This is a genomic window from Micromonospora sp. NBC_01392 (genome assembly GCF_045040125.1).
In the GTDB taxonomy this organism is placed as follows: domain Bacteria; phylum Actinomycetota; class Actinomycetes; order Mycobacteriales; family Micromonosporaceae; genus Micromonospora.
This window is the reverse complement of record NZ_CP109549.1, coordinates 4,702,166-4,727,992: the sequence shown is the minus strand read 5'-3', so window position 1 is coordinate 4,727,992 and position 25,827 is coordinate 4,702,166. Positions and strand designations below refer to the sequence as shown.

Genomic DNA, 25,827 nt, shown 5'->3' with positions numbered 1-25,827 from the left:
CTCATTCGAGCCGACACCGCGCAACCTCCAAGATGCGGCGTCCCAACCTGGGACCGCACCGTAGGCGTACGAGCATAATGCGCCTGGCCCAAAAGCCAGGCTTGCTGAGATGCGGAAGGAAGATCTGCGCGTGACCGTTGACATCGCCAACACCCAGAGGCCGTACGCTCGGACACTGGCAGCAGAGTCTCCCATTTTCCAGTCCAGCCCCTGCGAGTCCACAATTGTCGGGGTGGGCACGGCCTCGTCCTCCACACCCTTCTCCCAGCAGGACCTGCTGGACACCTTCGCGATCTCCGATCCGAAGATCCGGTCGGTCTTCCTCAACAGCGCGATCCGCCGGCGTTTCCTCGACCTGCCGTCGCCGGGAGACGACGGCCTGCCGTCCCCGGAGACCCAGGCGGACCTGCTCGACCGGCACAAGCGGCTGGCCGTGGACATGGGGCGGCGTGCCCTGCAGGCCTGCCTGGACGATGCCGGGGCGTCGCTCTCCGACATCCGCCACCTCTGCTGCGTGACGTCCACCGGATTCCTCACGCCGGGGCTCAGTGCCCTGCTCATCCGTGAGCTGGGCATCGACCGGCACTGCAGCCGGAGTGACATCGTGGGGATGGGCTGCAACGCGGGGCTAAACGCGCTGAACGTCGTGTCGAGCTGGTCCGTGGCCAATCCGGGCGAGCTCGCCGTGGTGTTGTGCACCGAGGCGTGTTCTGCCGCGTACGTGATGGACTCGACCATGCGTACCGCGGTGGTGAACAGTCTGTTCGGCGACGGCGCCGCCGCGCTGGCCCTTGTCGGCCGCCCCGCCGGCGACTTCCTGGACGCCACCGGCGGCGATTCCTCGGGCGCCGCCGGCGGCGGTCCTCGCATCCTCAAGTTCGCGAGTTGCATCATCCCCGAGGCGATCGACGCCATGCGCTACGACTGGGACGGCGTCCAGAACCGGTTCAGCTTCTTCCTGGACCCGCAGATTCCCTACGTCGTCGGCGCGCACGCGGAAATCGTCACGGACCGGCTGCTGGCGAACACCGGCCTGCGTCGTAGCGACATCGGGCACTGGCTCGTGCACGCGGGCGGCAAGAAGGTCGTGGACGCGGTGACGGTGAATCTCGGACTGAACCGTCACGAGGTGCGGCACACCACCAGCGTGCTACGTGACTACGGCAACGTATCAAGCGGCTCGTTCATCTTCTCGTACGAACGGCTCCAGCAGGAGAGAGTGACGGCCCCGGGCGATTATGGAGTGCTGATGACCATGGGTCCTGGTTCCACGATCGAGACAGCGTTGATCCAGTGGTGAGCGCGGCAACCGTCCGGACCGGCCGGGGCGAGCGTGGCGCCGGCGACGGCACGCGAGGCGATGTCGAGCTTCGCATCGACGGCTCGAAACCCCTGACGATGGAGTCCGTCGCCGCGGTGGACGCCGCCTGCACGGTGGCCGAGTCGACCAAGGCCACCACCCTGCTCGCGGTGCACCTGACCGGCACCCCCGGCAAGGACTGGACGCACGGCCTGGAGGTGGCGCTGGTCAGCAAGTGGGAGCGGTCGTTGCGCCGGCTCGAGCGGCTCACCGTCACGACTGTCGCGGTCGCCTCCGGCGACTGCGGGGGTCTCGCCCTGGACGCCCTGCTGGCGACGGACTACCGCATCGCCACGCCCGACGTCCGGCTGTCCCTGTACGTCGACGGCGAAGCCACCTGGCCCGGCATGGCGATCTTCCGACTCGCCCAGCAGGCCGGCGGGACCCGGCTGCGCCGGGCGATCCTCTTCGGCGCCCATCTGGACGCCACCGAGAGCGTCGACCTGGGCATCGTCGACGAGGTGACAAGCGATCCGGGCATGGCCCTGACCGCCGCGGCCGAGATGGTGAGCGGTCTCTCCGGCAGAGAGGTGGCCGTCCGCCGACAACTGATGTTCGACGCGCCGACCACCAGCTTCGAGGACGCCCTCGGCCGTCACCTCGCGGCCTGCGACAGAGCCCTGCGGCGGTCGGCCGGCCCCGGGGCACGGTAGTCGGATCCGCTCCCGCGCGACGCAAGGGAGCCGGGGTGGGAGTGGGGCCGGAGCCGGTAGACGGCGCCGGCCCCACTCACCGCGTGTGCTGTCTCCGGATGCTGACGCCGCACTCTGCGAGAATTGTCGGCCCGTCGCTCCATCTACAGTGGACCTCTCCCGGGCGGAGAGACGAGTCCCGCGATGAGGGGGAATTGTGGATCGAAAGATCGCGAAGGGCCTCGCCCTCGTCGTCACCGCGGTGATCGTGGCGGTCACGCCCGCGGCGGGCGGCTCGGCGGCGCCCGCGGTGGAGCCGGCGACGACCGCCAGGATCACCTGGAAACCCTGCGGGACGCCCGAGCCGCACGACGGCGGCGCCGAGTGCGGCCTGCTCGACGTGCCGCTGGACTACCGCAAGCCGACCGGCAGGAAGATCCAGATCGCGGTCTCGCGGATCAGGGCGACGGTGCCCGCCGAGGACTACCAGGGCGTCATCATCGCCCTGCCGGGCGGGCCCGGCAACGCCGGGCTGTGCACGTCGGCGGCGGTGTGCGTCCCCGCCGCCGTCGGCGGCGCCTACGACTGGATCGGCTTCGACCCGCGTGGCGTCGGCGCCAGCGTTCCGGCGTTGTCCTGTGACGAGGACTACCTCCACGGGCCGCGCCCGGAGTACGTCCCCTGGCGCCCGAGCATCGAGCAGACCTGGCTCCGCCGGTCGAGGAACTACGCCGAAGCCTGCCGGGTGGCCGGCGGCGCGCTGCTGGACCACATGACCACGCTCGACACGGTCCGGGACGTGGAATCGATCCGCAAGGCGCTCGGCATCGGCCAGGTCAACCTGTACGGCATCTCGTACGGCACCTACCTCGGCCAGGTGTACGGCACGGTGTACCCGAAGACGGTGCGCCGGATGGTGCTCGACAGCAACATCGACCCGCGCAAGGTCTGGTACCAGGCCGCCCTGGCCCAGGACGTGAACTTCGAACGCAGCCTGCGCATGTGGTTCGCGTGGGTGGCGACGTTCGACCACGTCTACCACCTCGGCAGCACCGCCGACCAGGTCCGGAAGCGCTGGTACGCGACGCAGCACAAGCTGCGTACGGCGCCGGCCGGCGGCGTCGTCGGCCCGGCCGAGTTCACCGACATCTTCATCTACGCCGGCTACTTCCAGGCGATCTGGCCGACCCTGGCCGACCTGTTCGTCAGCGCCGTCGACGACCCCGACGCCGAGGTGCTGGTCGCGGCGTACGAGAGCTCCTTCCGCCCGGCCGACGACAACGTCTTCGCGGTCTTCAACGCGGTGCAGTGCACCGACACCCGGTGGCCGCGGAGCTGGGCCACCTGGCGGCGCGACAACTGGCGTACGTTCCGCGGCGCACCGTTCGCCACCTGGTACAACGCCTGGGGCAACGCACCGTGCCTCTTCTGGCCCGGCAAGGTCTCCACGCCGGTCGAGGTCGACGGCTCGAAGGTCCGGAGCGTGCTGTTCGTCGGCGGCACGCTGGACGCGGCCACGCCGTTCGAGGGCAGCCTCGAGGCCCGGCGCCGCTTCCCGAACGGGTCGCTGCTGGCGGAGGTCGGCCAGACCACGCACGTCCTCTCGTTCAGCGGCAATCCGTGCGTCACCGGCGTCATCGCCGACTACCTCACGACGGGCCGGCTGCCGAAGCGCAAGGCCGGTGACCGACCCGACGCGACCTGCGACGCCCTGCCGCCGCCCGACCCGACGGCCACGTCGTCGCAAACGTTGTCCCGACTGGTCGACACCGGCGCGGCATGGGCGCCGGGGTTCCGCGCGCGACGCTGAGGTGTCGCCGGTCGACGCCGCGCGGCTCCGGGTGGCGTGCCGCGGCGTGGCCGTCGGCGCGGACGCGGGTGGACAGGCCCGCGCGCCGGGCCGCCGCTGACGGGCCGGTCGAGGACTGCCCGTGGCCGTGGACGGCGCACCGCGGGACCGGTGGCGACGCGGCGCCGGGGCGCGGCCGATGGCCGATCCCCGGCGCCGCTGCTCAGTGCCCCCGCCGCCCCGATTCACCCGGCGCGTCGAGCAACTCCGCGTACGCCACGTCGAACGCCGTCGCCGCCGGCACCGGGAGATCGGGCTCGACACCGGTGCCCTCCCAGTTGCCGCCCGTGATCGGGTTGATCGAGTAGGCGTGCGGCACCGCGATCTCCATCGTCGGCGTCAGCTCGTGGACGGTGGCGAGGTTCGCTCCGCCACGCGTCGTCCCGCCGACCAACCGGGCCCGGCCCCGCACCTTCAGGTTCAGGCAGAGATCCTCGGCGCCGGAGAACGTCCGGTCGCTGGTCAACACGTACACCGGGCGGTCGAGGTACCGCTCGCCGGGCAGCCACGCCAGGCTCCACAACTGTCGCGTCTGGTCGGTGACCCGGTCGTAGATGCTGTTGAGGTGCGTCGGTCCGGCCGGCAGGAGGTAGCTGCTCCAGAGCACGACGCCGTCCGGTGAGCCGCCGCCGTTCTCCCGCAGGTCGAGGATGAGCGCGTCGGTGCGGGACACCAGCTCCATCGCGCCGATGATCGCCCGGCCGCCGTTCGTGGAGCCGCTCATGCGGCGTACGTCCAGGTAGCCGATGTTGCCGTCGAGGATCTCGACCCGACGGACGCTGGCGCCGGCGGGAGCGCGGCGCTCGTCCCGCACCCGGACCCACAGGTGCGTGTCCGGGCACACGTCGAGCAGGTCCTCGGTGAGGCGTTCGGCGAGCGTCGAGTCGTCCAGGCCGTCATAGGCGCCGGCGGTCAGTCGCTGCCGCAGCGCCGTGGCTGCCGCCTCGGCCCGCTCCGGGGAGACGTAGCGCTCCCGCAGCAGCTCGATCGCCCGCTCGACCGGGTGCACGCGCACCGTGTCGGGTTGGGTGACGATCATGAGAACTCACATTCGTCGAGGTGGGGGGCCGGCGCCGGGCGTCGTCGCCGCAGCCGACCGGCCCGGACGGTCGGCCGGGCGGTGCCCGGCGGTGCGCGCCTGCGCGTGACCGCGGGTCAGGGCCGGGCGCTACGCAGGCCGGGCGTCGGCCGTCTTCGGGCCGAAGCGCAGTGTCGCGTGGTGCTCCTGGGCCATCCGCCGCAACGCCGACAGCGCCACGTCGAGCAGGACCCCCCGCACCACCACGGCGGCCCGGTCGGCACCCACCCCGTCGGCGGGCAGCAGGTCGAGATCCTGGACCGCGAGTTTCTCGGCCGCCTCCGCGTACGGGAGGAAGTATTCCATCCCGCATTCGCAGCCCAGCCGCTGCAGGGTGAGCACCACGAGCGCGAGACGGTCCCGGCTGGGCGCATCCATGTCGAGGGACCAGCCGAGTTCCTTGACGAAACGGTCGACGTCGGCGCGCACCTGTTTCGCGCCGTCCACGCTGTGCAGCGCCGGCTCCTGCGGAAACAACGCGCGGTCGACGAGCGCGTACAGCGCGGGCAGCGGCACCTTGTCGTTCTCGATCGCGGTCAGCAGCTCCCGCACCGAGGTGAGTTCCAGCTGACCGATGTTGGTCAGGGCCCGGATGAGCCGCAGCCGTCGCAGATGCGCTTCGCCGTACGCCGCCTGGTTGCGGCCGGTCGGGGTGCCGGGCGGGAGCAGGCGCTCCCGCAGGTAGAACTTTATCGTTGCGATCGGTACGCCTGTCTGCCTACTGAGATCTGAGATACGCATCAGGTTCCCCGCTGTCGACAGCACCGGCCAGACCAGAGTAAGGGTCGGGCTGCATGTTCGTCACCTTCGATGTTGCGTTTGGTGCAACTTGCTCCCGCGGAACGATACGCGCCGGTGCCCGCGGGTGGCGTCGCATGGCCGTGGCCAGCCCGGCGCCGGCGAACAGCACGCCGGCGACCACCGAGAGCGCCGGCCGGCTGGCCGTGGCGAAGCCGTCGTGGAACGCGGCGCGGTGCGTGGAGTCGGGCAGGCGGTTCTGCAGCACGGCGCCGATCAGCGCGGCGCCGAGTGCGGCACCGGCCTGGCGGGCGGTGTTGAGCAGGCCGGACGCCGCCCCCGCGCGTCGCGAGGTGATACGACGCATCGCCTCGGTCGTGGTGGGCGCGATGGACAGGCCCATGCCGATACCGATCGCGACGAGCGGCCCGGCGAAGGTGCGCCACGACGACGAGGGGCCGGGCAGCAGCGCGACTCCGAGCACGCCGACGGCCTGCAGCGCGAGGCCGACGACGAGGAGGATCCGGCCGCCCACCCGGTCGGCGAGCCGGCCGGCGACCGGCGCGACGGCGCTGAGCGTGACCGTCCACGGTAGTGCGGCGAGGCCGGAGGCGAGCGGGCTCATGCCGAGCATGTTCTGGGTCTCCAGCACGAAGACGAACAGAAAGCCGTACAGGGCGAGGGAGCTGATGGCCGTCAGCACCGTGGCGATGGTGAAGTTCCGGTCACCGAAGAGGTCCAGCGGCAGCAGCGGCTCGGCGGCCCGCCGCTCCCACCAGACGAACAGCGCGAGCAGCACCACGCCGGCGACGAGGACGTGTGGGATGCCGACAGGTCCCAGCACCCGACCCCACGCGTACCGCTGTCCTTCGACGAGGCCGAACACGATGGCCAGCAGGCCCCCGGTGGCGAGCGCGACGCCCACCGCGTCGAACCGGTGCGCCCGGTCGGGCCGCAGGCGGGGCAGGTACCGTGCCGCGAGCAGCAGTCCGGCCAGACCCACCGGCACGTTGAGGTAGAAGATCGACTGCCAGCCGGCCTCCGTGACGAGCAGACCGCCCAGGGTGGGGCCGCTGACCGCGGCGACGCCGGCCACCGCGGTGAAGATGCCGAAGGCGGCGCCGCGGCGCTGGGGAGGAAAGACGGCGGAGATCAGGACCAGGGCCTGGGGCAGCAACGCCGCGGCGCCGACCCCCTGCAACACCCGGGCGGCGACCAGCTCGCCGGTGTGCCGGGACGACGCGCACCAGACCGACGCGACGGTGAACACGGCGAGGCCGACGACGAAGACCCGGCGCGGGCCGACCCGGTCGCCCAGCCGGCCGAATGTGATCAGCAGCGAGGCGAAGGCCAGCAGGTATCCGTTGAGCACCCACAACGCCCCGTCCACCGGGGTGCGCAGCTCCGCCATGATGTGCGGCGCCGCGGTGTTGACGATCGTGGTGTCCAGCAGGATGAGGAAGTTCGCCAGACACAGCACGGCAAGGACGGACCACGGGTTGCGGTGCGCCGTTCGGTGGGGCATGTCACTCCTCGGATCGATTCCCGGCCACGGTGCCGAGGGGTTGTCACTCCTCGACGCGCCGCTCGGCGACGGATCCGCGGGTACGGCGCCCGGCCGCCGGCCGTGGACATCGGGGAGGGCGGTCCCGGCCGCGCGCCCGCGGGCCGTCGCCCGCGTACGTCACGTCGACCCGGGTGCGTGCGCCGACCGGTGGCGCCTCGGCGACCCGGCGACCCGGTCCGACGCGCCGGCCGTGGCGGCGCCCCTGCCGGCCGAGGGTCGGCGATGGTTACGTCGCCGGTCTGCCGGGTGTCACGGCGTCGCCCCCTGTCGGTGGGATCAGGAATTGCGGATCAATCGTCTGGGAGGCCCGGATCGGGTGCACCTCCGTGGTTGCTTCCCATTGACGACAGTGGATGACAACGCCTTTTCGCCAGGCGGCAGTCTTTGACGCGCGGGAGATTCCCACGCCGTACTCGTCGCGCGAGAACCGCCGGGAAGGGTGAGCCCGGGTCGCCCGCCGAACCGCCGCGACCGGTGGACGGTCGAGCGCCGGCGCGACCTCGTCGGGCCGGGACCACGCGAGGGCGCGAGGGCGCGACGGTGGGCGTCCGCCATCCGGGCGGAATGCGCGGGGCGTGGCCGCCGCCTCCCGGACGCGCTGCGCGGGCGGCCCTCGCGGCGAAGGCGCGACGGCCTCGCGGGCCACGGCCCGAGCGCTCGGGGCGGCATTCGGTCACGCCGGCCGGCCCGACGGGCGCGGCGGCGACGGTGAACGGCGGGCGGCCGCGGTGGGAGTCGGGGCGCGGCGATCCGGTCGACCGTCACCCGGGTCGTTCCGTGGCCAGCCCGCCTCACCTGCTCGGGCTGGACCGTCGACCTCGTCGGATCGGAATCAGATCGGACCGCTCACGCGGCGGAGCGGCCCGCCGCGACCGCGGCGCCGATCGACGACACCGCGCCCATCCGCTCCTCGGCCACCCGGGCCAGCGCGAACTTGCGCTGGTCGAGCAGCGCCAGCAGAACCGGGGGATCCATCGCGCGGACCGGTTGCAGGTCGAGGTCGGCGTGCAGCACGCCGTCGCCCCGCATGTGCAGGGGACCGACGGTGGCGACGCAGACGGTCTGGTCTCCGTCGTCGGCGACCATGTCGGCGTCCAGTTCCCCGTTGACCGACTGGGCGAGGAGAAACCAGTTACCCGGTGGTACGCCGTCGAGCTGGTATGCGCCCGGGCGGGACAGGACCGTGCAGCGGACCGGCTGCCCTTCCGGGATGCGGTCCGGGAACAGGCCCAGGAACACCGGACTGTCCACATGCGATTCCGGGGCCCAGGCGCGGCCCTGCACCCGGGCGTTGTGCGAGTGCCCCATCCGGTAATCGGGGTCGGTCGCGATCTGCGGGGCGAAGCCGGCCAGTCGACGGTACGTCGTGGGTGGCATTCCCACGCTCCGGGTAAATCGGGAGCTGAAAGTCCCGACGCTGTTGTATCCCACTCGCATGCTGATATCGGCGACACTCAACGAGGTGGAGACGAGCAGGTGCTTGGCGCGCTGCAGACGCAGGGCGGAGAGGAAGCGGCCCGGCGTCACGCCGGTGGCTCGCTGGAAGACCCTCGTGAAGTGAAACTTGCTGAACATGGCAGCGCGGGCCATGTCGTCGACGGTGAGCTGCTCGCCTAGCTTTTCGTGCATGGCGGCGATCGCTCGCCGCACAGCCTTCTCGATTGGATCGTCCACAGCGGTTCCCCCAATGACCTGCAAATCTCATCATGCTGACACTGCCTAGCGGACGGCCCCCGTGAGTCCAGTCTGCTTTGATGTGGCGAATATTGGCGGTGGTCACCGCCGCTGGCATTTATGCGGGCTATCCATGAAATTAGCCTATTCCCACCTCCCGAGACCGGCGGTATTGCTGGCGTCGAGGTTAGCCGAGCCATCGGGCGATGGCAACACCGTCAATGACGACGCGAGCACGGAGCGCAGTCATGGAGTGGCATGCACAGAAGTGCTGTCCTCGCACGTCAGAGCCGCATTGGCGGATGGCGGCGGGCGGATAGCGGCACACTCCGCTGCTGATAGTACGAATCTCCAGTCGCCATAATTAGCCAGGTCCATTTTCCCCGAAGCGCCGCACTTGGTGCCGCCTTGTCGCGGGGTGGATGTTCGGGAATGGACGGATCTGTCCGGTGCGTCTCGTGAGCCTTCCGTCGCCGCCTGTCGACTGGTGTCTCCGCTGGTCATCCCGTAATTGCGGAGGGTTGCCGGATAGGCAAGTTTGAAGATGACGGTCCACTGGCCGCTGCGTAGATTTGCGGAAAGTCCATTCCGTGATTGGCCGCGATGGTGGGTGCCCGCAGAACCATTCGTGCGTACCCGGTGTGCTGCCGCTCCGTCGGAATCCACGGCACGCTCCCTCGCCAAGTTCCGGATGCCGCTTCCGGACGGGGGCCGACGACGGCCATCGTGGTATCGGCGGAGCCTCCGCATCCGTCTCCTGCATTGCGCTGATCTGCGGGAAACCGTAATGCGTACTCTCCAGTTCCCGTTTTTGTGGTGTGGGGAGTCGATTTTATTGCGGTTTACCGGCGCGATCGCCGTGGCGAATGCGAACGACCGCAATGCAGGAGAATTTTCTGCCCACGGATGCGTAACAATGAGGCTCAAGTGGGCAGACCGGAGAAGATGATGACTGCTTGGAACAAGCTTCGACGCCGCATTCTGACCCCCGATGTGGGGCAGACAAAACTCAGTACGCGAGGATTCCACCTCAAGGACGAGCAGGCCCGCGACCGCCTCGAAACGGTCGGCAGCTCGTTCCTGCACGGCTTCGCCGCCGCCGCGGAGGCGGACGGCCCGCCGGAGGCGGCGCCGGTGGTCGAGTCGTCGCCGGCCGCGTTCCGGGGCTTCGCCTACGAGGGCGCGGCGATGGCGTTCGCGATCCGCGACGCCCTGCCCGGGCGGTCGCGGCACGTCGCCCGCTTCCTCGCCGACCACGACGAGCACGTCTACATGGCGTACGTCGGGGTGGGCTGGGCGATGGCCCGCCTGCCGCGTCCCTTGTGGTCGCGCCTGCACGCCCCGGATCCCCTGCTGCGCTGGCTCGTCCTCGACGGGTACGGGTTCCACCAGGCTTACTTTAAGACCGACCGCTACGTTCGCCGGCGGGACGCTCCGTCGGCGTTTCCGTGGCCCACCGACGGTCCACGGGACTACTCCCGGGACTACTCCCTGCGGGCGATCGACCAGGGCATCGGGCGGGCCTGCTGGTTCGTGGCCGGAACGGACGCCCAGCAGCTCGTCCGCCTCCTCGACGCGTTCCCCGCGCACCGCCGCTCCGACCTGTACGCCGGCGCCGGGCTCGCCGTCTGCTACGCCGGTGGCGGGAGTGAGCAGGAACTGAACTGGCTCGCCCGGACCACGGGGGAGTACCGGCTGGAACTCGCGCAGGGCGCCGCGTTCGGGGCCGCGGCCCGCGTCCGCGCCGGCCTGGTGATGCCGCACAACGAACTGGCCACCGGCGTCCTGTGTGGAATGTCGGTGGACGAGGCCACACGAGTGACCGATGAGGCGCGGGTCGGGCTACCCACCGACGACGTCCTGCCCGCCTACGAAGTCTGGCGCCAGCGCATCAAGAGCGCCTTCATTCCGTTGGTAGCGACACGAAAGCCGAGTGAGCAATGACCAGTATTGCCGTGGTCGGGATGGCGTGCCACTACCCCGACGCCCGTTCGCCGCAGGAGCTGTGGGAGAACGCCGTCGCGGGTCGCCGGGCGTTCCGGCGGCTCCCCGACGTCCGCATGAACCATGACGACTACTGGGACGCCGATCCGGCCGCCCCGGACCGCTTCTACGCGCGCAACGCCGCCGTCCTGGAGGGCTACGAGTTCGACCGGGTCGCCTACAAGGTCGCCGGCAGCACCTACCGGTCCACGGATCTGGCGCACTGGCTGGCCCTGGACACCGCCGCGACGGCGCTCGCCGACGCCGGGTTCCCGATGGGTGAGGGCCTGCCGCAGGAGCGGACCGGTGTGGTCGTCGGCAACACCCTGACCGGTGAGTTCTCCCGCGCCAACCAGATGCGCCTGCGCTGGCCGTACGTGCGGCGGACCGTGGCGGCGGCGCTGCGGGCGGAGGGCTGGGACGACGAGCGGATCTCCACCTTCCTCGCCAGCTACGAGGCGGCGTACAAGAGCCCGTTCCCGCCGCTGGACGAGGACACCCTCGCGGGCGCGCTGTCGAACACCATCGCCGGCCGCATCTGCAACTACTTCGACCTCAAGGGCGGCGGCTACACCGTCGACGGCGCCTGCTCCTCGTCGCTGCTGTCCGTGGTGACCGCGTGCCGGGCGCTGCTCGACGGGGACCTGGACGTCGCGATCGCCGGCGGCGTCGACCTGTCCATCGACCCGTTCGAGGTCATCGGCTTCGCCAAGACCGGCGCGCTGGCCACCGGTGAGATGCGGGTCTACGACCGGACCTCCAACGGGTTCTGGCCCGGTGAGGGCTGCGGCATGGTGGTGCTGATGCGCACCGACCGGGCCGTCGAGGCCGGTCACCGGATCTACGCCTCGGTCGCCGGGTGGGGAATCTCCTCCGACGGCCACGGCGGCATCACCAGGCCCGAGGTCGACGGCTACCGGCTCGCGCTGCGCCGCGCGTACGCCCGGGCCGGCTTCGGCGTCGACACCGTCGGGCTCTTCGAGGGACACGGCACCGGCACCAAGGTCGGGGACGCCACCGAGCTGACGGCGCTGTCCAGCGCCCGGGAGGCGGCGAACCCGGAGGCGCCGCCGGCCGTGATCGGCTCGGTCAAGGGCATGATCGGCCACACCAAGGCCGCCGCCGGGGTGGCCGGGTTCATCCGCGCCGCGATGGCCGTGCACCACGAGGTGCTTCCCCCGAGCGTCGGCTCCGTCGACCCGCACGAGATCCTCACCGACGACGGGGCCCGGCTGCGCACGCTGCGCAAGGCCGAGCCGTGGCCGGCCGAGGTGGCGGTGCGGGCCGGGATCACCGCGATGGGTTTCGGGGGCATCAACACGCACGTCGTGCTCGAACGGCACGGGCCGCGCCGGTCGGTGCCGGACCGCCGGGTGCGGGCCCTCGCCACCTCGGTCCAGGACGCCGAGCTGCTGCTGGTCGACGCCGCCTCGGCGGAGGAACTCGCCGAGCGGCTCGCCGAGCTGAGCGCCTTCGTGCCGGCGATCTCGTACGCGCAGCTCGGCGACCTCGCCGCGACGCTGCACCGCGACCTGCGCGGCCGGCCGTTCCGCGCGGCGATCGTCGCCTCGTCGCCGGAGGAGGCCGAGCGACTGCTGACCGCGGCCCGCGAGGCCGTCGAGTCCGGCGAGGCGAAGCTGATCCGCCCGGACGGCCGGTTCCTGCTCGGACACGTCAGCGGCCCGGCCCGGATCAGCTTCCTCTTCCCGGGGCAGGGTTCCGGACGCGGCGTCAGCGGCGGCGCGCTGCGGCGGCGGTTCGCCGAGGTCGAGGACGTCTACCTGCGCGCCGCGCTGCCGACCGGTAGCGACGTCGTCGCGACCGAGGTCGCCCAGCCGCGCATCGTCACCGGGTCCGTCGCCGGGCAGCACGCCCTGGCCCTGCTCGGCATCGAGGCGTCGACCGCGATCGGGCACAGCCTCGGTGAGATCGTGGCCCTGCAGTGGGCCGGCGCGATGAACGAGGAGACCCTGCTGCGGGTGGCCGGCCTGCGGGGCCGGACCATGGCCGGACACAGCCGGGCCGGCACGATGGCGGACATCGGGGCGCCTCCCGAGATGCTCGACACGATCATCGGGGACCTGCCGGTCGTCGTGTCCGCCTACAACGGGCCTGAGCACACCGTCGTCTCCGGATCGGTCGACGCGGTCGAGGCGGTCTGCCGTAACGCCCAGGCGGCCGGACTGAGCGCGACGCGGCTGCGCGTCTCGCACGCGTTCCACTCCCCGTTGGTGGCTCCGGCCGCCGACGCCTTCGCCGACACCCTCGCGGACGAGACGTTCCAGCGGGTGGGGGCCCGGGTCGTCTCCACCGTCACCGGTGACGTGCTCCCCGCCCGGACCGACGTGCGGGCCCTGCTCCGCCGCCAGATCACCGACCCGGTCCTGTTCAACCAGGCCGTCGCGCTGGCCGCCAAGAACACCGACCTGTTCGTCGAGGTCGGGCCGGGGCAGGTGCTCACCGGACTGGCCGGCACGGTCACCGATGTTCCGGTGGTCGCGTTGGACACCGACAGCGAATCGCTCGCGAGTCTGCTCCGGGTCGCCGGCGCCGCGTACGTCACCGGCGCCGCGCCCGCACCGGCGGCGCTGTTCGACGGCCGGCTCGTGCGGCCGCTGGAAGTGGGCGCCACGTTCTCGTTCCTGACCAGCCCGTGCGAGCGGGCGCCGGAGCTCGACCCGGCGATCGAGCGTGGCCCCGCCGTGGCGGCGCCGTCCGTCGTCGCCGACTCCGCCGGGCCGGACGGGGAATCCACCCAGGACCTGCTGCGGCGGCTCACCGCGGACCGCGCCGAGCTGCCGCTCGAGCTCGTCGGCCCGGACAGCCGGCTCCTCGACGACCTGCACCTCAGCTCCATCACGGTCGGCCAGGTGGTGAACCAGCTCGCCCAGCGTCTGGACGTGCCGCCGGCCCAGATGCCGATCAACTTCGCCACCGCCACCATCCGCGAGCTGGCCGAGACGATGGAGAACCTCGCGAAGACGGCCCGGGACAGCGATGCCGCCGCCACCCCGGTGGTGTCCGGGGTGGCCGCCTGGGCCCGACCCTGGCGGGTCGACCTCGACGAGGTGCCGCTGCCGGCGGTGCCCGCCGACGCCACCGCGAAGAACGGCCCGTGGCACCTGCACGCCGACGCGGACCACCCGTTCGCCGCGGAGCTCGCGAGCACGCTCGAACAGTCCGGGCTCGGCAGCGGAGTCCTCGTCTGCCTGCCGCCGGACTGCACGGAGGAGCAACTGGAGTCCGCGCTGCGGGGCGCCCAGCAGGCGCTCACCGCCGGCAGCACCCGCTTCGTCCTGGTCGGACACGGCCGCGGCGCGGCGGCGATCGCCCGGACGTTGCACCTCGAGGCGCCGACCGTGCTGGTCACCGTCGTGCACCTGCCCGCCGCCACCGAGGCCGCGGTCGAGCTGGTGGTGAAGGAGGTCGCCGCCACCACCTCCTTCACCGAGGTGCACCACGACGACGGCGTCCGGCGGGTCCCGACCCTGCGCGCGATGCCGGTGCGGCCGGGCACCCCGGTGGCCCCGCTCGGCGCGGACGACGTGCTGCTGGTCACCGGTGGGGGCAAGGGCATCACCGCCGAGTGCGCCCTGGCCCTGGCCAGCGACAGCGGTGCCCGGCTGGCGCTGCTGGGCCGCTCCGACCCCGCCGAGGACAGCGAGCTGGCAGCCAACCTGGCCCGGATCGCGGACGCCGGCGTCACCGTGCGGTACGCCCGCGCCGACGTCACCGACGCCGCCGCCGTCGGCCAGGCGGTGCGGGACCTCTCCGCCGAACTCGGGCCGGTCACCGCGGTCCTGCATGGCGCGGGCCGCAACGAGCCGGCCGCACTGCCGAGCCTCGACCCGGCCGCGTTCCGCGCCGCCCTGGCGCCGAAGGTCGACGGTCTGCGGGCGGTGCTCGACGCGGTCGACCCGGCCCGGCTCCGATTGCTCGTGACGCTCGGCAGCATCATCGGCCGGGCAGGGCTGCGCGGCGAGGCGCACTACGCCACCGCCAACGACTGGCTGGCCGAGGAGACCACGGCGTTCGCCCGGGCGTACCCCGACTGCCGCACCATGTGTCTGGAGTGGTCGGTCTGGTCGGGCGTCGGCATGGGCGAGCGACTGTCGGTCGTCGAGTCGCTCAGCCGTGAGGGCGTCATGCCCATCACTCCCGACCAGGGCATCGCGATCCTGCGGCGCCTGGTCACCGACCCGGCGACGCCGGGCGTGGTGGTGATCAGCGGGCGCACCGAGAGCGTCCACACGGTTCGCTACGACCTGCCGTCGCTGCCGCTGCTGCGGTTCGTCGACCGCGTGCTGATCCGCTACCACCAGGTCGAACTGGTGGTGGAGACGGAGCTGAACGTGGGCGCCGACCGCTACCTCGCGGACCACGATCTCGACGGCAACCTGCTGTTCCCGGCCGTGTTCGGGATGGAGGCCATGGCGCAGGTGGCCACGGCCGTCTCGGGCGTCGACGCGGTCCCGGTCATCGAACGGGCGGAGTTCCTGCGACCCATCATCGTCTCGCCGCACGGACACACGAAGATCCAGGTGGCCGCGCTGGTGACGGACGACGACACCGTCGAGGTCGCGATCCGCAGCGAGGAGACCGGCTTCGCCGCCGACCACTTCACCGCGCGACTGCGCCTGAGCGGCGAGGCCGCCCCGGACGGGCCGCCGGACCAGGTGCCGGACGGGTTGGCGCCGGCCTCGATCACGCCGTCCGACGACCTGTACGGCGAGATCCTCTTCCAGGGCGCCCGGTTCCAGCGGCTCCGGCAGTACCACCGGGCCGCGGCCCGTCACGTGGACGCGGTCGTGGCGGCCGACGAGTCGACCACCTGGTTCGCCCCGTACGTCTCCCCGACGCTGTTGCTGGGTGACCCGGGCGTCCGCGACGCGCTCATGCACGGCAACCAGGTGTGCGTGCCGGACGCCACGCTGCTGCCCGCCGGCGTGGAACGGATCCACCCCGGCGGCGCGAAGCTCTTCGAGGCCCGCGAGCTGCGCTACTGCGCCACCGAACGGGAGCGTGACGGCGACACGTACATCTACGACATCGCCCTGCGCGACGAGGCCGGGACCACCGTCGAGCGGTGGGAGGGGTTGCGGCTGCGCGCGGTCCGGAAACAGGACGGATCCGGCCCCTGGGTGCCCCCGCTGCTCGGCTCCTTCCTGGAGCGTGGGCTCGGCGACCTGGGGATCACCGACGTGGCGGTGGCGATCGAGTCCGACCCGCCCGCGCCGGCGGACCCGGCCGAGCGGACCGCCGCGCGTCGCCGGACCAGCGCGGTCGCCGCCGGGCACGCGTTGGGACGGCCGGTCGAGATCACGTACCGGCCCGACGGGAGACCCGAGGTCGCCGGCGAGCGCACCGTCTCGATCGCGCACGGCGCCGGGATCACGCTGGCCGTCGCCGCGGAGGGCGTGCTCGGCTGCGACGTCGAGAGCGTGGCGCCGCGCGGCCCCGAGGAGTGGCAGGGACTGCTCGGCCCGCACGCCGGGGTGGCGGAACTTCTCGCCGGCCGGCCCGGTGAGACCCCGGACATCGCCGCCACCCGCGTCTGGACCGCGATGGAGGCGATGCAGAAGGCCGGACTGCCGATGCACGGACCGCTCGTCGTGGCCGACGCGGATCGTCCCGGCTGGGTGCTCTTCGGCGCCGGCGGCGCCCGGGCCGCCTCCTTCGTCACCAGTCTGCGCGGCGGCGAGGGGCAAGTGGTGATCACTGTTCTGGCTGGTGCGAAGGGATGACCATGGAGAGCTACTACGAGCTGCGGCACACCGTCGGGTTCGAGGAGACGAACATCGTCGGCAACGTCTACTACGTCAACTACCTGCGGTGGCAGGGCCGGTGCCGGGAGATGTTCCTCAAGGACCGCGCGCCGGCCGTCCTCGCCGACCTGCAGGCCGACCTCAAGCTCTTCACGCTCAAGGTCGAGTGCGAGTTCTTCTCCGAACTCACCGCGTTCGACGAGATCGCCGTCCGGATGCGGCTGATCGAGCGGGCGCAGACGCAACTCGAGTTCGGCTTCGACTACGTGCGCCTCGGCCCGGCCGGCGAGGTCCTCGCCGCCCGGGGGATCCAGCGCGTCGCCTGCATGCGTGGCCCGAACAACCGGACCGTGCCCACCCGGGTTCCGGAGGCGCTCGAGGACGCCCTTGAGCCGTACCTCGCCGTCGGAGCCCGGCGATGACGACCTTCGACACCGAAGAGGTGACCGACTCGACGCACATGCGTCGCGTCTACGGAACCTTCGCCACCGGCGTCACGGTGGTCAGTGTCGGTGGGGACGAGCCGCACGCCATGACCGCGAACTCGTTCAGCGCCGTGTCGCTCGACCCACCGCTGGTGCTGGTCTGCATCGACCGGGACGCGCTCATGCACCAGGCGCTCAGCCGCGCCGGCACCTTCGGCATCTCCGTGCTGGCGCCCGACCAGGAGGCGGTGGCGCGCTACTACGCGGACCGGCGCCGGCCACTGGGCCCGGAACAGTTCGAGTTCGCCGACTGGCGGCCGGGCGGGCGGACGGACGCGCCGTTGCTCGCCGGGGCCGTCGCCCACTTCGAGTGCGAGCTCTGGCGGTCGTACGACGGGGGAGACCACACGATCTTCCTGGGTCGTCCGCGGGGCATGCGCCGGTACGGCGACGGTGAGGCCCTGGTCTTCCTCGGTGGCCGGTTCCGCCGGCTCGAGATGGCGCCGTCCGCGGTGGTGACGTCGTGACCGCGGTCGTGCGCCCGGCGTCGCCGTCGATGAACGGGCCGTCGCGCGCCGCCGCGGTCAACATGTTGATCATGATGAACCGGGACCGGCTCGGCATGATGACCACCGCGGCGGCCCGCTGGGGCGACGCCGCCCGGCTGCCGGTCGGACCGAAGACGCTCTATTTCTTCAACCACCCCGGCCACGCCAAGCACGTGCTCGCGGACAACGCCGCCAACTACCACAAGGGCATCGGTCTGGTGCACGCCCGCCGGGCGCTCGGCGACGGACTGCTCACCAGCGAGGGTGAGCTGTGGCGCAAACAGCGCAAGGTGGTGCAGCCGGCGTTCCAGAGCCGACGCATCGCCGCGCAGGCCGGCATCGTCGCCGAGGAGGCGGCCGCCCTCGTCGACCGGCTCCGGACGCTTGGCCGCCAGGGCCCGGTGGACGTGTTCCACGAGATGACCGGGCTGACGCTCGGGGTGCTCGGGCGCACCCTGCTCGACACCGACCTCGGCCGGTTCCCGTCGATCGGCCGTGACTTCACGGCGGTGCAGGACCAGGCCATGTTCGAGCTGGCGACGTTGAGCGCCGTGCCGCCCTGGGTGCCGCTGCCGCGTCAGCTGCGGTTCCGGCGCGCCCGTCGTCGGCTGCAGACGATCGTCGACCAGCTCGTCGACGAGCGCGGGGACCACTCCGGCGACCGCGACGACGTGCTGTCGCGGCTCATCGTGTCCGCCCGGGCCGAGCCCGACCCGCGGGTCGGCCGGCAGCGGCTGCGGGACGAACTCGTGACGCTGCTGCTCGCCGGGCACGAGACCACCGCCAGCACGCTGAGCTGGGCGCTCTACCTGGTGGACAAGCATCCCGAGGTACGCGAGCGGCTGCGGGAGGAGGCCACCACCGTGCTCGGGGACCGGCTGCCGACCTTCGACGACCTGGGCCGGCTGCGGTACACCGCGATGGTCATCGACGAGGTCGTGCGGCTGTACCCGCCGGTGTGGATCCTGCCGCGCAAGACGCTCGCCGACGACGTGGTCGGCGGGTATCACGTGCCGGCCGGCGTCGACGTGCTGATCTGTCCCTACACGCTGCACCGGCACCGGGCCTTCTGGGACCGCCCGGAGGAGTTCGACCCGGAACGCTTCGACCCGGTCCGGTCCACCGACCGCCCGCGGTACGCCTACATCCCGTTCGGCGCGGGACCGCGGTTCTGCGTCGGCAACCATCTCGGCCTGATGGAAGCCGCCTTCGTGCTCTCGATGCTGGTCCGGGAGCTGCGGCTCACCAAGGTCGCCACCCACCAGGTCGTACCGGAGCCGATGTTGTCGCTGCGCATGCGCGGTGGCATGCCGATGACCATCAGCTCGGCCGACTGACGGACAACCGGGTGACGGACCGCCGTCACCCGTGACCGCACCACACAAGGAGCCCGTCCTCGACGGGCGTCACCCCGAGGGGGAGCGTTGCCACCGAAACCAGTGGGTCCGCTGCGCCGGCTCATTCCCGCAATCTTCGTTCTGGTGCTCGTCGCGGGGCTGTTCACGATCTCGCGACTGCCGTCCGCGTCCGCGGCGGACCGGGAGGCGATGGCATCGCGGTTCGCGTTCACCGAACTGCCCATCGCGTTCCCGCCGGGCCTGCCGCAGCGCACGGTCCGCACCGTGAACCCGAAGTACAAGCACATCCGTTCCTGGATCTCGTCGGTCGGCGCCGGTGTGGCGCTCAACGACCTCGACGGGAAGGGCGGCGCCAACGACCTGTGCCTCGTCGATCCGCGCAGCGACAGCGTCGTCGTCACCCCCGCGCCCGGCGGCGGCGCCACGTACGCGCCGTTCGTGGTCGAGCCGGCGCCGCTGCCGATGGGTCCGGCGATCGCGCCGATGGGATGCGTGCCGGGCGACTTCAACGTCGACGGCCGCACCGACCTGCTGGTCAACTACTGGGGTCGGACGCCCGTGCTGTTCCTGCAGAAGAGCGACGCGCGGGGCCTGAGCCTGGCGTCGTACCACCCGGTCGAGCTGATCCCGCAGCAGAAGACCACCGACGGCCTCTACCGCGGGCCGCTCTGGAACACCAACGCGACCGCGGTCGCCGACTTCGACGGCGACGGCCGACCCGACATCGGCATCTTCAACTACTTCCCGGACTCGCAGGTGCTCGACCCGCAGGGCCTGCCCAACGTGCAGATGAACCACTCCATGTCCCGCGCGCAGAACGCGGGCGGGGCGCACATCCTGCGCTGGACCGGGGCCACCAGCGGCGCCGAGCCGACCGCCACCTACGAGGTGCAGAGCGCGATCGACCCCCGGTACGCCACCGGGTGGACGCTGGCCTCGGCCTCCGCCGACCTCGACGGTGACCTGCTGCCCGAGCTGTACCTCGCCAACGACTTCGGCAACGACCGGTTCTTCCACAACGTGTCGACGCCCGGCCGGATCAGGTTCAAGCTGGCCGAGGGACGCCGTGGCCCGCTGGACCCGAAGTCGCTGGTGATGGGGCACGACTCGTTCAAGGGGATGTCCGTCGACTTCGCCGACCTGTCCGGCACCGGCCGGTTCGACGCCTTCGTCAGCAACATCACCGAGTCGTGGGGGCTGGAGGAGAGCAACTTCGTCTGGCTGAACACCGCGAAGACCCCGCAGGAGGCGCGCGACCGGATGAGCAAGGGCATCGCGCCCTTCGAGAACGAGGCCGCGGCGAAGAACCTCGCCTGGGTCGGCTGGGGCTGGGACGCGAAGATGGCCGACTTCGACAACAGCGGCCGGCTCGTCGTGGTGCAGTCCTGCGGCTTCGTCAAGGGCACGATCAACCGGTTCAACTGGCTCCAGGAGCTGGCCGCCAGCAACGACCTGATGCTGCGCGAGCCCGACATGTGGCCCAACGCCCAGCCCGGCGACGACATCGCCGGCTCCAACGCGCTGGCGTTCTGGGCGCCGGAGGGCAATGGTCGCTACGTCGACCTGAGTCCGCAGCTCGGGCTCGCCGACCGGACCCCGACGCGCGGGGTCGCCGTGGGAGACACCGACGGCGACGGCCGCCAGGACTTCGCGGTGGCGCGGCAGTGGGGGCCACCGGCCTTCTACAAGAACACCAAGACGGAGATCGGCAACTTCCTCGGGCTGCGGCTGCACCGGCCCGCGCTCGGCGCCGGCCAGTCCGGCGACGCCGGCACCCCGGCGTACGGCGCGCAGGCGCGGGTGACCACGGCCGACGGCCGCACCCAGCTCGCCCAGCTCGACGGCGGTGGCGGGCACTCGGGCAAGCGCAGCTTCGACGTGTTCTTCGGGCTGGGCGCCCAGGGCGCCGCACCCGTCACCGTCGAGCTGAGCTGGCGCGATCTCTCCGGCGCCCGGCACCAGCAGACGCTGTCCCTCTCCGCCGGGTGGCACGACCTCATGCTCACCGACCGAGCCCAGGAGCTGACCAAGCCATGACGGACGTCAAACGCGCCCCGGAAGGCGCGACCACCACGGTCGAGGCCGCCGACGCGGCCCGCAACGGCGCCGGCCCGGCCGGGGCCCACCGGGGCGTCGACACCCGGCCGCCCGTACCCCGGGTGGACAAGCGTGACCCCCGCTACCTCGCCCTGCGGAACTTCGCCATCTCCATGTCCATCCTCAACATCCTCGGTTACACGATCCTCGGGTTCGAGCAGCCCTGGACCTGGCCGCTGTTCGTCCTGGCGCTCGGGTACACGGTGGAGCTGGTGATCGAAGCGGTCGCGGCCCGGTCCCTGGGCCGCCGGCCGGCCTACAGCGGCAACGGCGCATGGGGCGTCTACACGTTCCTGCTGCCCACCCACATCACCGCGCTCGCGGTGAACATGCTGCTCTACGCCAACGACATGTTCTGGCCGATCGCCTTCGCGGTGGTGGTGGCCATCGGTCAGAAGGCGGTGCTGCAGGCGCCGATCAGCGGGCGCATGCGGCACTTCATGAACCCGTCGAACTTCGGCATCACGATCGCGCTGATCACGTTCTCGTGGGTCAACGTGGCACCGCCGTACCACTTCACGGAGAACGTGCCGGACGTGTTCCGGATGTTCATCCCGATGGTGGTCCTCACCGCCGGCACCATCCTCAACGCGATGCTCACCAAGAAGGTCGCGCTGATCGTGGGCTGGGTCGGTGGCTTCGTCATCCAGGCGCTGATCCGGCACTACGTCTGGGACGTGCAGCTCTGGTCGGCGCTGAGCATCATGACCGGGGTGGCGTTCGTGCTGTTCACCAACTACATGATCACCGACCCGGGCACCACGCCGTCGAAGGCGCGGAACCAGTTCATGTTCGGCTCCTCGGTGGCCATGGTGTACGGCGTCCTGATGGTCTTCAACGTGGTCTACACGCTGTTCTTCGCGGTCACCATCGTCTGCCTGGCCCGGGGCCTGTTCTGGTGGGGCAAGTGGCTGATGGAGCGGCGTGGCCAGCGCACCCCGGTGCAGCCGGTGCCGCCGCCCGCGGCGGTCGAACTACCGATCGCCCGCTGACCCGCCACCCGGCGCGACACCGACCGGACCGTCCTCCACCCTGCGGGGCACCGCAGTGCGGAGGGCGGTCCGGTCGCTTCACCGACAGGTGCTCGTCAGCGCATTGCGGACAGCTCCCCCCGGATGCTCCCTCCGTCGTCTACTGTGCACACTGGGTACCCGTGATGTTCGGTCACCGCGGGCTTCCCACGATGCTCGGCAACCGGACGGAGGCACCGGCATGGAAGTGTCCACCCAGCAGTGGGAGTCGATCCGCGACGACGTCACCGCCGCCGGCGAACGGTTCGCCGCCCTGGTCGAGAAGGCCCCGGCGGACGTGCGGGCGACCCGGGAGTGGTCGGTCGTCGACACCGCGGTCCACCTCGTCACGGTGACCGACCTCGACGCCGTCATCACCCGGTCCTACCCCGAACCCGCGTTTCCGCACCCCGGCCTGTACGAGCAGTGGCAGCGCACCAACGTCGACGATCTCGCCCTGCTCAACGTCGAGGTGATGCGCCTGTGCGAGGAGCGTGACCCGGCGGCGCTGGCGGCCCGGATCCGCGCGAACTGCGCGGCGATGCTCGACGCCACGAGCGACGTCGACCCGTCGGCGCCACTGCCCTGGCTGGGCAGTTCGACGCTCACCATGGCGGGGCTGTTCGCCCACATCGTCAACGAGTTCAACATCCACGGCTGGGACATCGCCCGGGCCGCCGGTCTCCCGCACGAGATCCCGCCCGGCGAGGCGGCGGCGTTCTTCGAGGTCTTCTTCGTCGGGCTGGTCCGCGACGGGTACGGTCACCTGCTCGACACCCCGAAACCGTTGCCCGACGTGCGCGTGGCGGTCGCCTTCGAGTCGCGGCACGCGCGCCCGGTGACCCTGCTGCTCGACCGGAACGTGGTGAGCGTCGCCGAGCCGGGCACCCGACCGGACGTCCGGGTCAGCTACGACCCGGTGGTCCTCAACCTGATGCTCTTCGGCCGGGTCTCACCCGTGCGGGCGATGCTCTCCCGCGGCGTCCGCGTCGGCGGCCCCAGGCCGTGGCTGATGCTCGCGTTCATGCGCAAGGTCCGCTGCCCGAGCTGACGGTGCGCACGCCGCCGGCGACCCGGCGGCGTGGGGGCGTCGACGCCGTGATGAGCCCGGCGACCCGCGACGGTCACCGGCCGCCCGCGACACCCGCCGACGGCACCGGGTCGGCGCCGCCACCGCGCAGGACCCGACGCGCGATCGCGGGTCGGAGCAGTCGGGTCGGCGGGTCCACCAGGTTGAGCACGCGCAGGAACGCCTCGCCCAGCACCGCGTCGGTCCGGGCCGCCGCGTGCAGCCGGTGCACGTACCAGTTGACCAGCCGGACCCGCGCCGAGCGCGGGCCCGGCACCTGCGGGAACCGCAGGTCCGTGCCGACCGCGATGGACCACGGGCCGTCGATCAGCTTGCCCGCGCCGCGGAAGAAGCGCCGGGCCAGCCGGTCCGGGCCGCCGGACAGGAGCGAGCGGAGCAGCAGGCCCTCGGTGGCGGCGACCGTCATGCCCTGGCCGTACACCGGATTGAAGCTGCACACGGCGTCGCCGACCACCAGGTAGCCGAGCGGGAAGCGGCGCAGCCGCTCGTAGCGTCGGCGCACGCTCGCCGGATAGCGCATCTGGGCGGGGCCGCCCACCGGGACGGCGTCGCGCACGAAGCGGCTGATCACCGGCATGCCCAGTGACTCGGCGAAGCGGGTGAAACCCTCGTGGTCCGACGGCGGCTGCTCACCGAGCATCCCGCTGAGCGCCACCGCGAACCGGCCGTCCTCCTGCGCGGCGACGATGCCGGTGCGGGGGCGACCCGGCACGGCGTTGGTCAGCGCGCCGAGCAGTCCGTCGAGGTGCCGGGGTTCGCGCTGGTAGACGCGGGTGACGTAGGTGACGTCCACCGGGACCCGCTGTTCCGGCGGGGTCGGGTAGCCGAGTTCGGCCAGCCACACCGGGCTGCGGGAGGCCCGACCGCAGGCGTCGACCACCAGGTCGGCGTGGATCGGGTACGCGGCCCCGACGCGCGGCGTCACGAGGACGCCGATGATCCGGCTGCGGTCCTCGGTGCTCAGCAGCGCGGTCGCCTCGGCGGGCGGGCAGAACCGGACGTTGCCCAGGTTCCGTACCCGGGCGCGCACCGTGCTCTCCAGCAACGGGCGGCTGACGCCCACGCCGACCAGGTCCGAGGCGGCGCGCCGCATCGGGTGGCCGTCGTTGCACCAGTGCACCTGATCGTGCAGGTCGACAAGGGGCGCGCCGGCGGCGGACAGTTCGTCGCTGAGCCCCTCGAAGAGCTCGTCGAGGGCCCGCCGGCCGCGCGCCAGCAGCACGTGCAGTTGGCGGGACTGCGGCACCCCGCGCCGGGCCGCCGCCGCCTCGGGCAGCGGGTCGCGGTCGACGACGGTGACGGTGTCGTACGCCTCGCTCAGCACCCGGGCGGCGATCAGGCCGGCCATGCTGCCGCCGAGCACCACGGCGTCGCCTGCGGAGACCATGACCGGAATGCTAGGCGGACCGGACGGACCCCTCCGCCTCTCGACGTGCGCACCTGACGGCGTGCCCCGCCCGTCAGGGCCGCACGCATGAAGATAGCGTTCCGTGTCGATGACATAGCACAATGGAGCGATTCGTGTTCGTTGACATTGGGAGTCGCCGTGTCCAACCTCGTGGAGTCTTCGCCGGCCACCAGAACCGGCCGCCCCTGGGGGCTCAACGGTCGCCACCACCGAGCCGCTCTCTCCATTTTCATGGTCATCGTCCTGGCGCACTGGGCCGAGCACCTCACCCAGGCGTACCAGATCTGGGTGCTGGGCTGGACGCCCGCGCAGGCGCGCGGCGTGCTCGGGATGCCGTTCCCGTGGCTCATCAAGTCCGAATGGCTGCACTACGGGTACGCGATCGTGATGCTGGTCTTCCTGTTCCTGCTGCGCCCCGGGTTCGTCGGCCGCAGCCGGACCTGGTGGACGGTCGCGCTCGCCATCCAGTTCTGGCACCACATCGAGCACTTCCTGCTGCTGGTCCAGGCGCAGAGTGGGCACTTCCTGGCCGGTCGTACGGTGCCGACCAGCATCCTGCAACTGGTGCTGCCCCGCGTCGAGCTGCACCTGTTCTACAACACGGTGGTGTTCCTGCCGATGGTCGTCGCCATGTACTACCACCTGCGCCCATCGCGGGCCGAGTCGCGGGACATGATCTGCAGCTGCCGTCCACTGCCGGCATGACCTCCGTGTCACCGACCCGTCGCCGGCTGCTCCTCGGCGCTGCCGGCGTCGGGCTGGCGCTGCTGGTGGTCTACCTCGTCTTCGGCCGGGCGGCGCCGGCCCAACTGGAGGCCGTCGAGCCGGTCGACGGCGCGTCGGTCGCCGTCTCGCCCACCCAGGTGGCGCTGCGGTTCGACGCCGCCCCGCACCCGCGCGTCATGCACCTCACGGTGATCGGTCCCGGCGGGGACAAGGTCTCCACCGGCGATCCGGTCCTGAACGACAACCGGATCAGCGTCCCGGTCTCGGCCAGCCGCCCCGGCCCCTACCAGGTCGGCTACCACGTCGAACTCGACGACGGCACGCCCGTCGCCGGGATCGCCACGTTCACGGTCGGCCAGGGGACGGGGACCCCCACGGGACCGGTCGAGGCCGCCGCCCCGGCGCACGAACACCACCTGGAGCGGGACACGAGCACCCTGGTGCTCGTCCTGATCGATCTGGTGCTGGTGGCCGGCCTGGTGTCGGTCCTGCTGCTTCGGCCACGGGTGCGCTGACCCG

The 25,827-nt window shown here is 71.7% G+C and carries 18 protein-coding genes; 13 read left to right on the top strand and 5 right to left on the bottom strand.

Annotated elements, in window-relative coordinates; translation table 11 throughout:
• The first annotated feature begins 109 nt into the window (after positions 1-109).
• From dpgA to OG767_RS20575, 3 genes are all read left to right on the top strand, one after another.
• Positions 110-1,300: a 3,5-dihydroxyphenylacetyl-CoA synthase DpgA gene (dpgA, locus tag OG767_RS20585; RefSeq protein ID WP_405090056.1), complete on the top strand. Its 1,191-nt coding sequence runs from the start codon at positions 110-112 to the stop codon at positions 1,298-1,300.
• Positions 1,294-2,013 (top strand): enoyl-CoA-hydratase DpgB, encoded by a 720-nt coding sequence (gene dpgB / locus OG767_RS20580; protein ID WP_405090055.1) that lies wholly within the window; start codon positions 1,294-1,296, stop codon positions 2,011-2,013. The genes dpgA and dpgB overlap by 7 nt, the downstream gene beginning before the upstream one ends.
• A gap of 196 nt (positions 2,014-2,209) precedes the next feature.
• Positions 2,210-3,802: an alpha/beta hydrolase gene (locus OG767_RS20575; RefSeq protein ID WP_405090054.1), complete on the top strand. Its 1,593-nt coding sequence runs from the start codon at positions 2,210-2,212 to the stop codon at positions 3,800-3,802.
• 202 nt (positions 3,803-4,004) lie between these two features.
• Here the strand turns inward: OG767_RS20575 and OG767_RS20570 are convergent, their stop codons facing one another.
• The 4 genes from OG767_RS20570 to OG767_RS20555 all read right to left on the bottom strand — a co-directional run bounded on the left by OG767_RS20570 (position 4,005) and on the right by OG767_RS20555 (position 8,898).
• Positions 4,005-4,880, bottom strand: a complete 876-nt coding sequence (locus OG767_RS20570) for a S41 family peptidase (RefSeq protein ID WP_405090053.1) — start codon at positions 4,878-4,880, stop codon at positions 4,005-4,007.
• A gap of 129 nt (positions 4,881-5,009) precedes the next feature.
• Positions 5,010-5,660, bottom strand: coding sequence for a MerR family transcriptional regulator (locus tag OG767_RS20565; protein WP_405090052.1), 651 nt, complete (start codon positions 5,658-5,660; stop codon positions 5,010-5,012).
• Positions 5,638-7,182 (bottom strand): MFS transporter, encoded by a 1,545-nt coding sequence (locus OG767_RS20560; protein ID WP_405090051.1) that lies wholly within the window; start codon positions 7,180-7,182, stop codon positions 5,638-5,640. Before OG767_RS20560 ends, OG767_RS20565 begins: the two co-directional genes overlap by 23 nt.
• 888 nt (positions 7,183-8,070) lie before the next feature.
• The gene (locus OG767_RS20555; protein WP_405090050.1) at positions 8,071-8,898 is read right to left on the bottom strand and encodes a helix-turn-helix domain-containing protein; all 828 of its coding nucleotides are present in this window, start codon (positions 8,896-8,898) and stop codon (positions 8,071-8,073) included.
• Positions 8,899-9,846: 948 nt separating this feature from the next.
• On the opposite strand from OG767_RS20555, the gene OG767_RS20550 reads away from it, so the two are divergent.
• The 8 genes from OG767_RS20550 (at position 9,847) to OG767_RS20515 (ending at position 23,135) form a co-directional block, all read left to right on the top strand.
• Positions 9,847-10,842 (top strand): DUF1702 family protein, encoded by a 996-nt coding sequence (locus OG767_RS20550; protein WP_405094259.1) that lies wholly within the window; start codon positions 9,847-9,849, stop codon positions 10,840-10,842.
• Positions 10,839-16,625, top strand: a complete 5,787-nt coding sequence (locus OG767_RS20545; RefSeq protein ID WP_405090049.1) for an SDR family NAD(P)-dependent oxidoreductase — start codon at positions 10,839-10,841, stop codon at positions 16,623-16,625. The genes OG767_RS20550 and OG767_RS20545 overlap by 4 nt, the downstream gene beginning before the upstream one ends.
• A 2-nt stretch (positions 16,626-16,627) precedes the next feature.
• Entirely contained in the window at positions 16,628-17,068 is a 441-nt protein-coding gene (locus OG767_RS20540) for a thioesterase family protein (RefSeq protein WP_281942478.1), read from the top strand.
• Positions 17,065-17,598 (top strand): flavin reductase family protein, encoded by a 534-nt coding sequence (locus tag OG767_RS20535; protein ID WP_405090048.1) that lies wholly within the window; start codon positions 17,065-17,067, stop codon positions 17,596-17,598. The genes OG767_RS20540 and OG767_RS20535 overlap by 4 nt, the downstream gene beginning before the upstream one ends.
• Positions 17,599-17,627: 29 nt before the next feature.
• Positions 17,628-18,956 carry a cytochrome P450 gene (locus OG767_RS20530; protein ID WP_405094258.1) on the top strand — a complete coding sequence of 443 codons (1,329 nt, stop codon included), beginning with the start codon at positions 17,628-17,630 and terminating at the stop codon, positions 18,954-18,956.
• 87 nt (positions 18,957-19,043) lie between these two features.
• Positions 19,044-21,014, top strand: coding sequence for a CRTAC1 family protein (locus OG767_RS20525; RefSeq protein ID WP_405090047.1), 1,971 nt, complete (start codon positions 19,044-19,046; stop codon positions 21,012-21,014).
• Positions 21,011-22,066, top strand: coding sequence for an enediyne biosynthesis protein (locus OG767_RS20520; protein WP_405090046.1), 1,056 nt, complete (start codon positions 21,011-21,013; stop codon positions 22,064-22,066). The genes OG767_RS20525 and OG767_RS20520 overlap by 4 nt, the downstream gene beginning before the upstream one ends.
• 220 nt (positions 22,067-22,286) lie before the next feature.
• Complete coding sequence (locus tag OG767_RS20515) at positions 22,287-23,135, top strand: maleylpyruvate isomerase N-terminal domain-containing protein (RefSeq protein WP_405090045.1); 849 nt, start codon at positions 22,287-22,289, stop codon at positions 23,133-23,135.
• Positions 23,136-23,208: 73 nt separating this feature from the next.
• On the opposite strand, the gene OG767_RS20510 is transcribed toward OG767_RS20515, so the two are convergent.
• Positions 23,209-24,561, bottom strand: coding sequence for an FAD-dependent oxidoreductase (locus OG767_RS20510; protein ID WP_405090044.1), 1,353 nt, complete (start codon positions 24,559-24,561; stop codon positions 23,209-23,211).
• A 252-nt stretch (positions 24,562-24,813) separates the two neighbouring features.
• On the opposite strand from OG767_RS20510, the gene OG767_RS20505 reads away from it, so the two are divergent.
• Both OG767_RS20505 and OG767_RS20500 read left to right on the top strand, forming a co-directional pair.
• Positions 24,814-25,287 (top strand): hypothetical protein, encoded by a 474-nt coding sequence (locus OG767_RS20505; RefSeq protein WP_396773445.1) that lies wholly within the window; start codon positions 24,814-24,816, stop codon positions 25,285-25,287.
• Positions 25,284-25,823, top strand: coding sequence for a copper resistance protein CopC (locus tag OG767_RS20500; protein ID WP_405090043.1), 540 nt, complete (start codon positions 25,284-25,286; stop codon positions 25,821-25,823). Before OG767_RS20505 ends, OG767_RS20500 begins: the two co-directional genes overlap by 4 nt.
• Positions 25,824-25,827: the final 4 nt, after the last annotated feature.

Excerpts from the sequence above, each read along its gene's own strand:
- OG767_RS20565 (WP_405090052.1), bottom strand. The coding sequence starts at position 5,660 with ATGCGTATCTCAGATCTCAGTAGGCAGACAGGCGTACCGATCGCAACG.
- OG767_RS20520 (WP_405090046.1), top strand. The coding sequence starts at position 21,011 with ATGACGGACGTCAAACGCGCCCCGGAAGGCGCGACCACCACGGTCGAG.
- OG767_RS20510 (WP_405090044.1), bottom strand. The coding sequence starts at position 24,561 with ATGGTCTCCGCAGGCGACGCCGTGGTGCTCGGCGGCAGCATGGCCGGC.
- OG767_RS20540 (WP_281942478.1), top strand. The coding sequence starts at position 16,628 with ATGGAGAGCTACTACGAGCTGCGGCACACCGTCGGGTTCGAGGAGACG.
- OG767_RS20535 (WP_405090048.1), top strand. The coding sequence starts at position 17,065 with ATGACGACCTTCGACACCGAAGAGGTGACCGACTCGACGCACATGCGT.
- OG767_RS20545 (WP_405090049.1), top strand. The coding sequence starts at position 10,839 with ATGACCAGTATTGCCGTGGTCGGGATGGCGTGCCACTACCCCGACGCC.
- OG767_RS20500 (WP_405090043.1), top strand. The coding sequence starts at position 25,284 with ATGACCTCCGTGTCACCGACCCGTCGCCGGCTGCTCCTCGGCGCTGCC.
- OG767_RS20530 (WP_405094258.1), top strand. The coding sequence starts at position 17,628 with ATGAACGGGCCGTCGCGCGCCGCCGCGGTCAACATGTTGATCATGATG.
- OG767_RS20505 (WP_396773445.1), top strand. The coding sequence starts at position 24,814 with ATGGTCATCGTCCTGGCGCACTGGGCCGAGCACCTCACCCAGGCGTAC.
- OG767_RS20515 (WP_405090045.1), top strand. The coding sequence starts at position 22,287 with ATGGAAGTGTCCACCCAGCAGTGGGAGTCGATCCGCGACGACGTCACC.
- OG767_RS20560 (WP_405090051.1), bottom strand. The coding sequence starts at position 7,182 with ATGCCCCACCGAACGGCGCACCGCAACCCGTGGTCCGTCCTTGCCGTG.
- dpgA (WP_405090056.1), top strand. The coding sequence starts at position 110 with ATGCGGAAGGAAGATCTGCGCGTGACCGTTGACATCGCCAACACCCAG.
- OG767_RS20550 (WP_405094259.1), top strand. The coding sequence starts at position 9,847 with ATGACTGCTTGGAACAAGCTTCGACGCCGCATTCTGACCCCCGATGTG.
- OG767_RS20570 (WP_405090053.1), bottom strand. The coding sequence starts at position 4,880 with ATGATCGTCACCCAACCCGACACGGTGCGCGTGCACCCGGTCGAGCGG.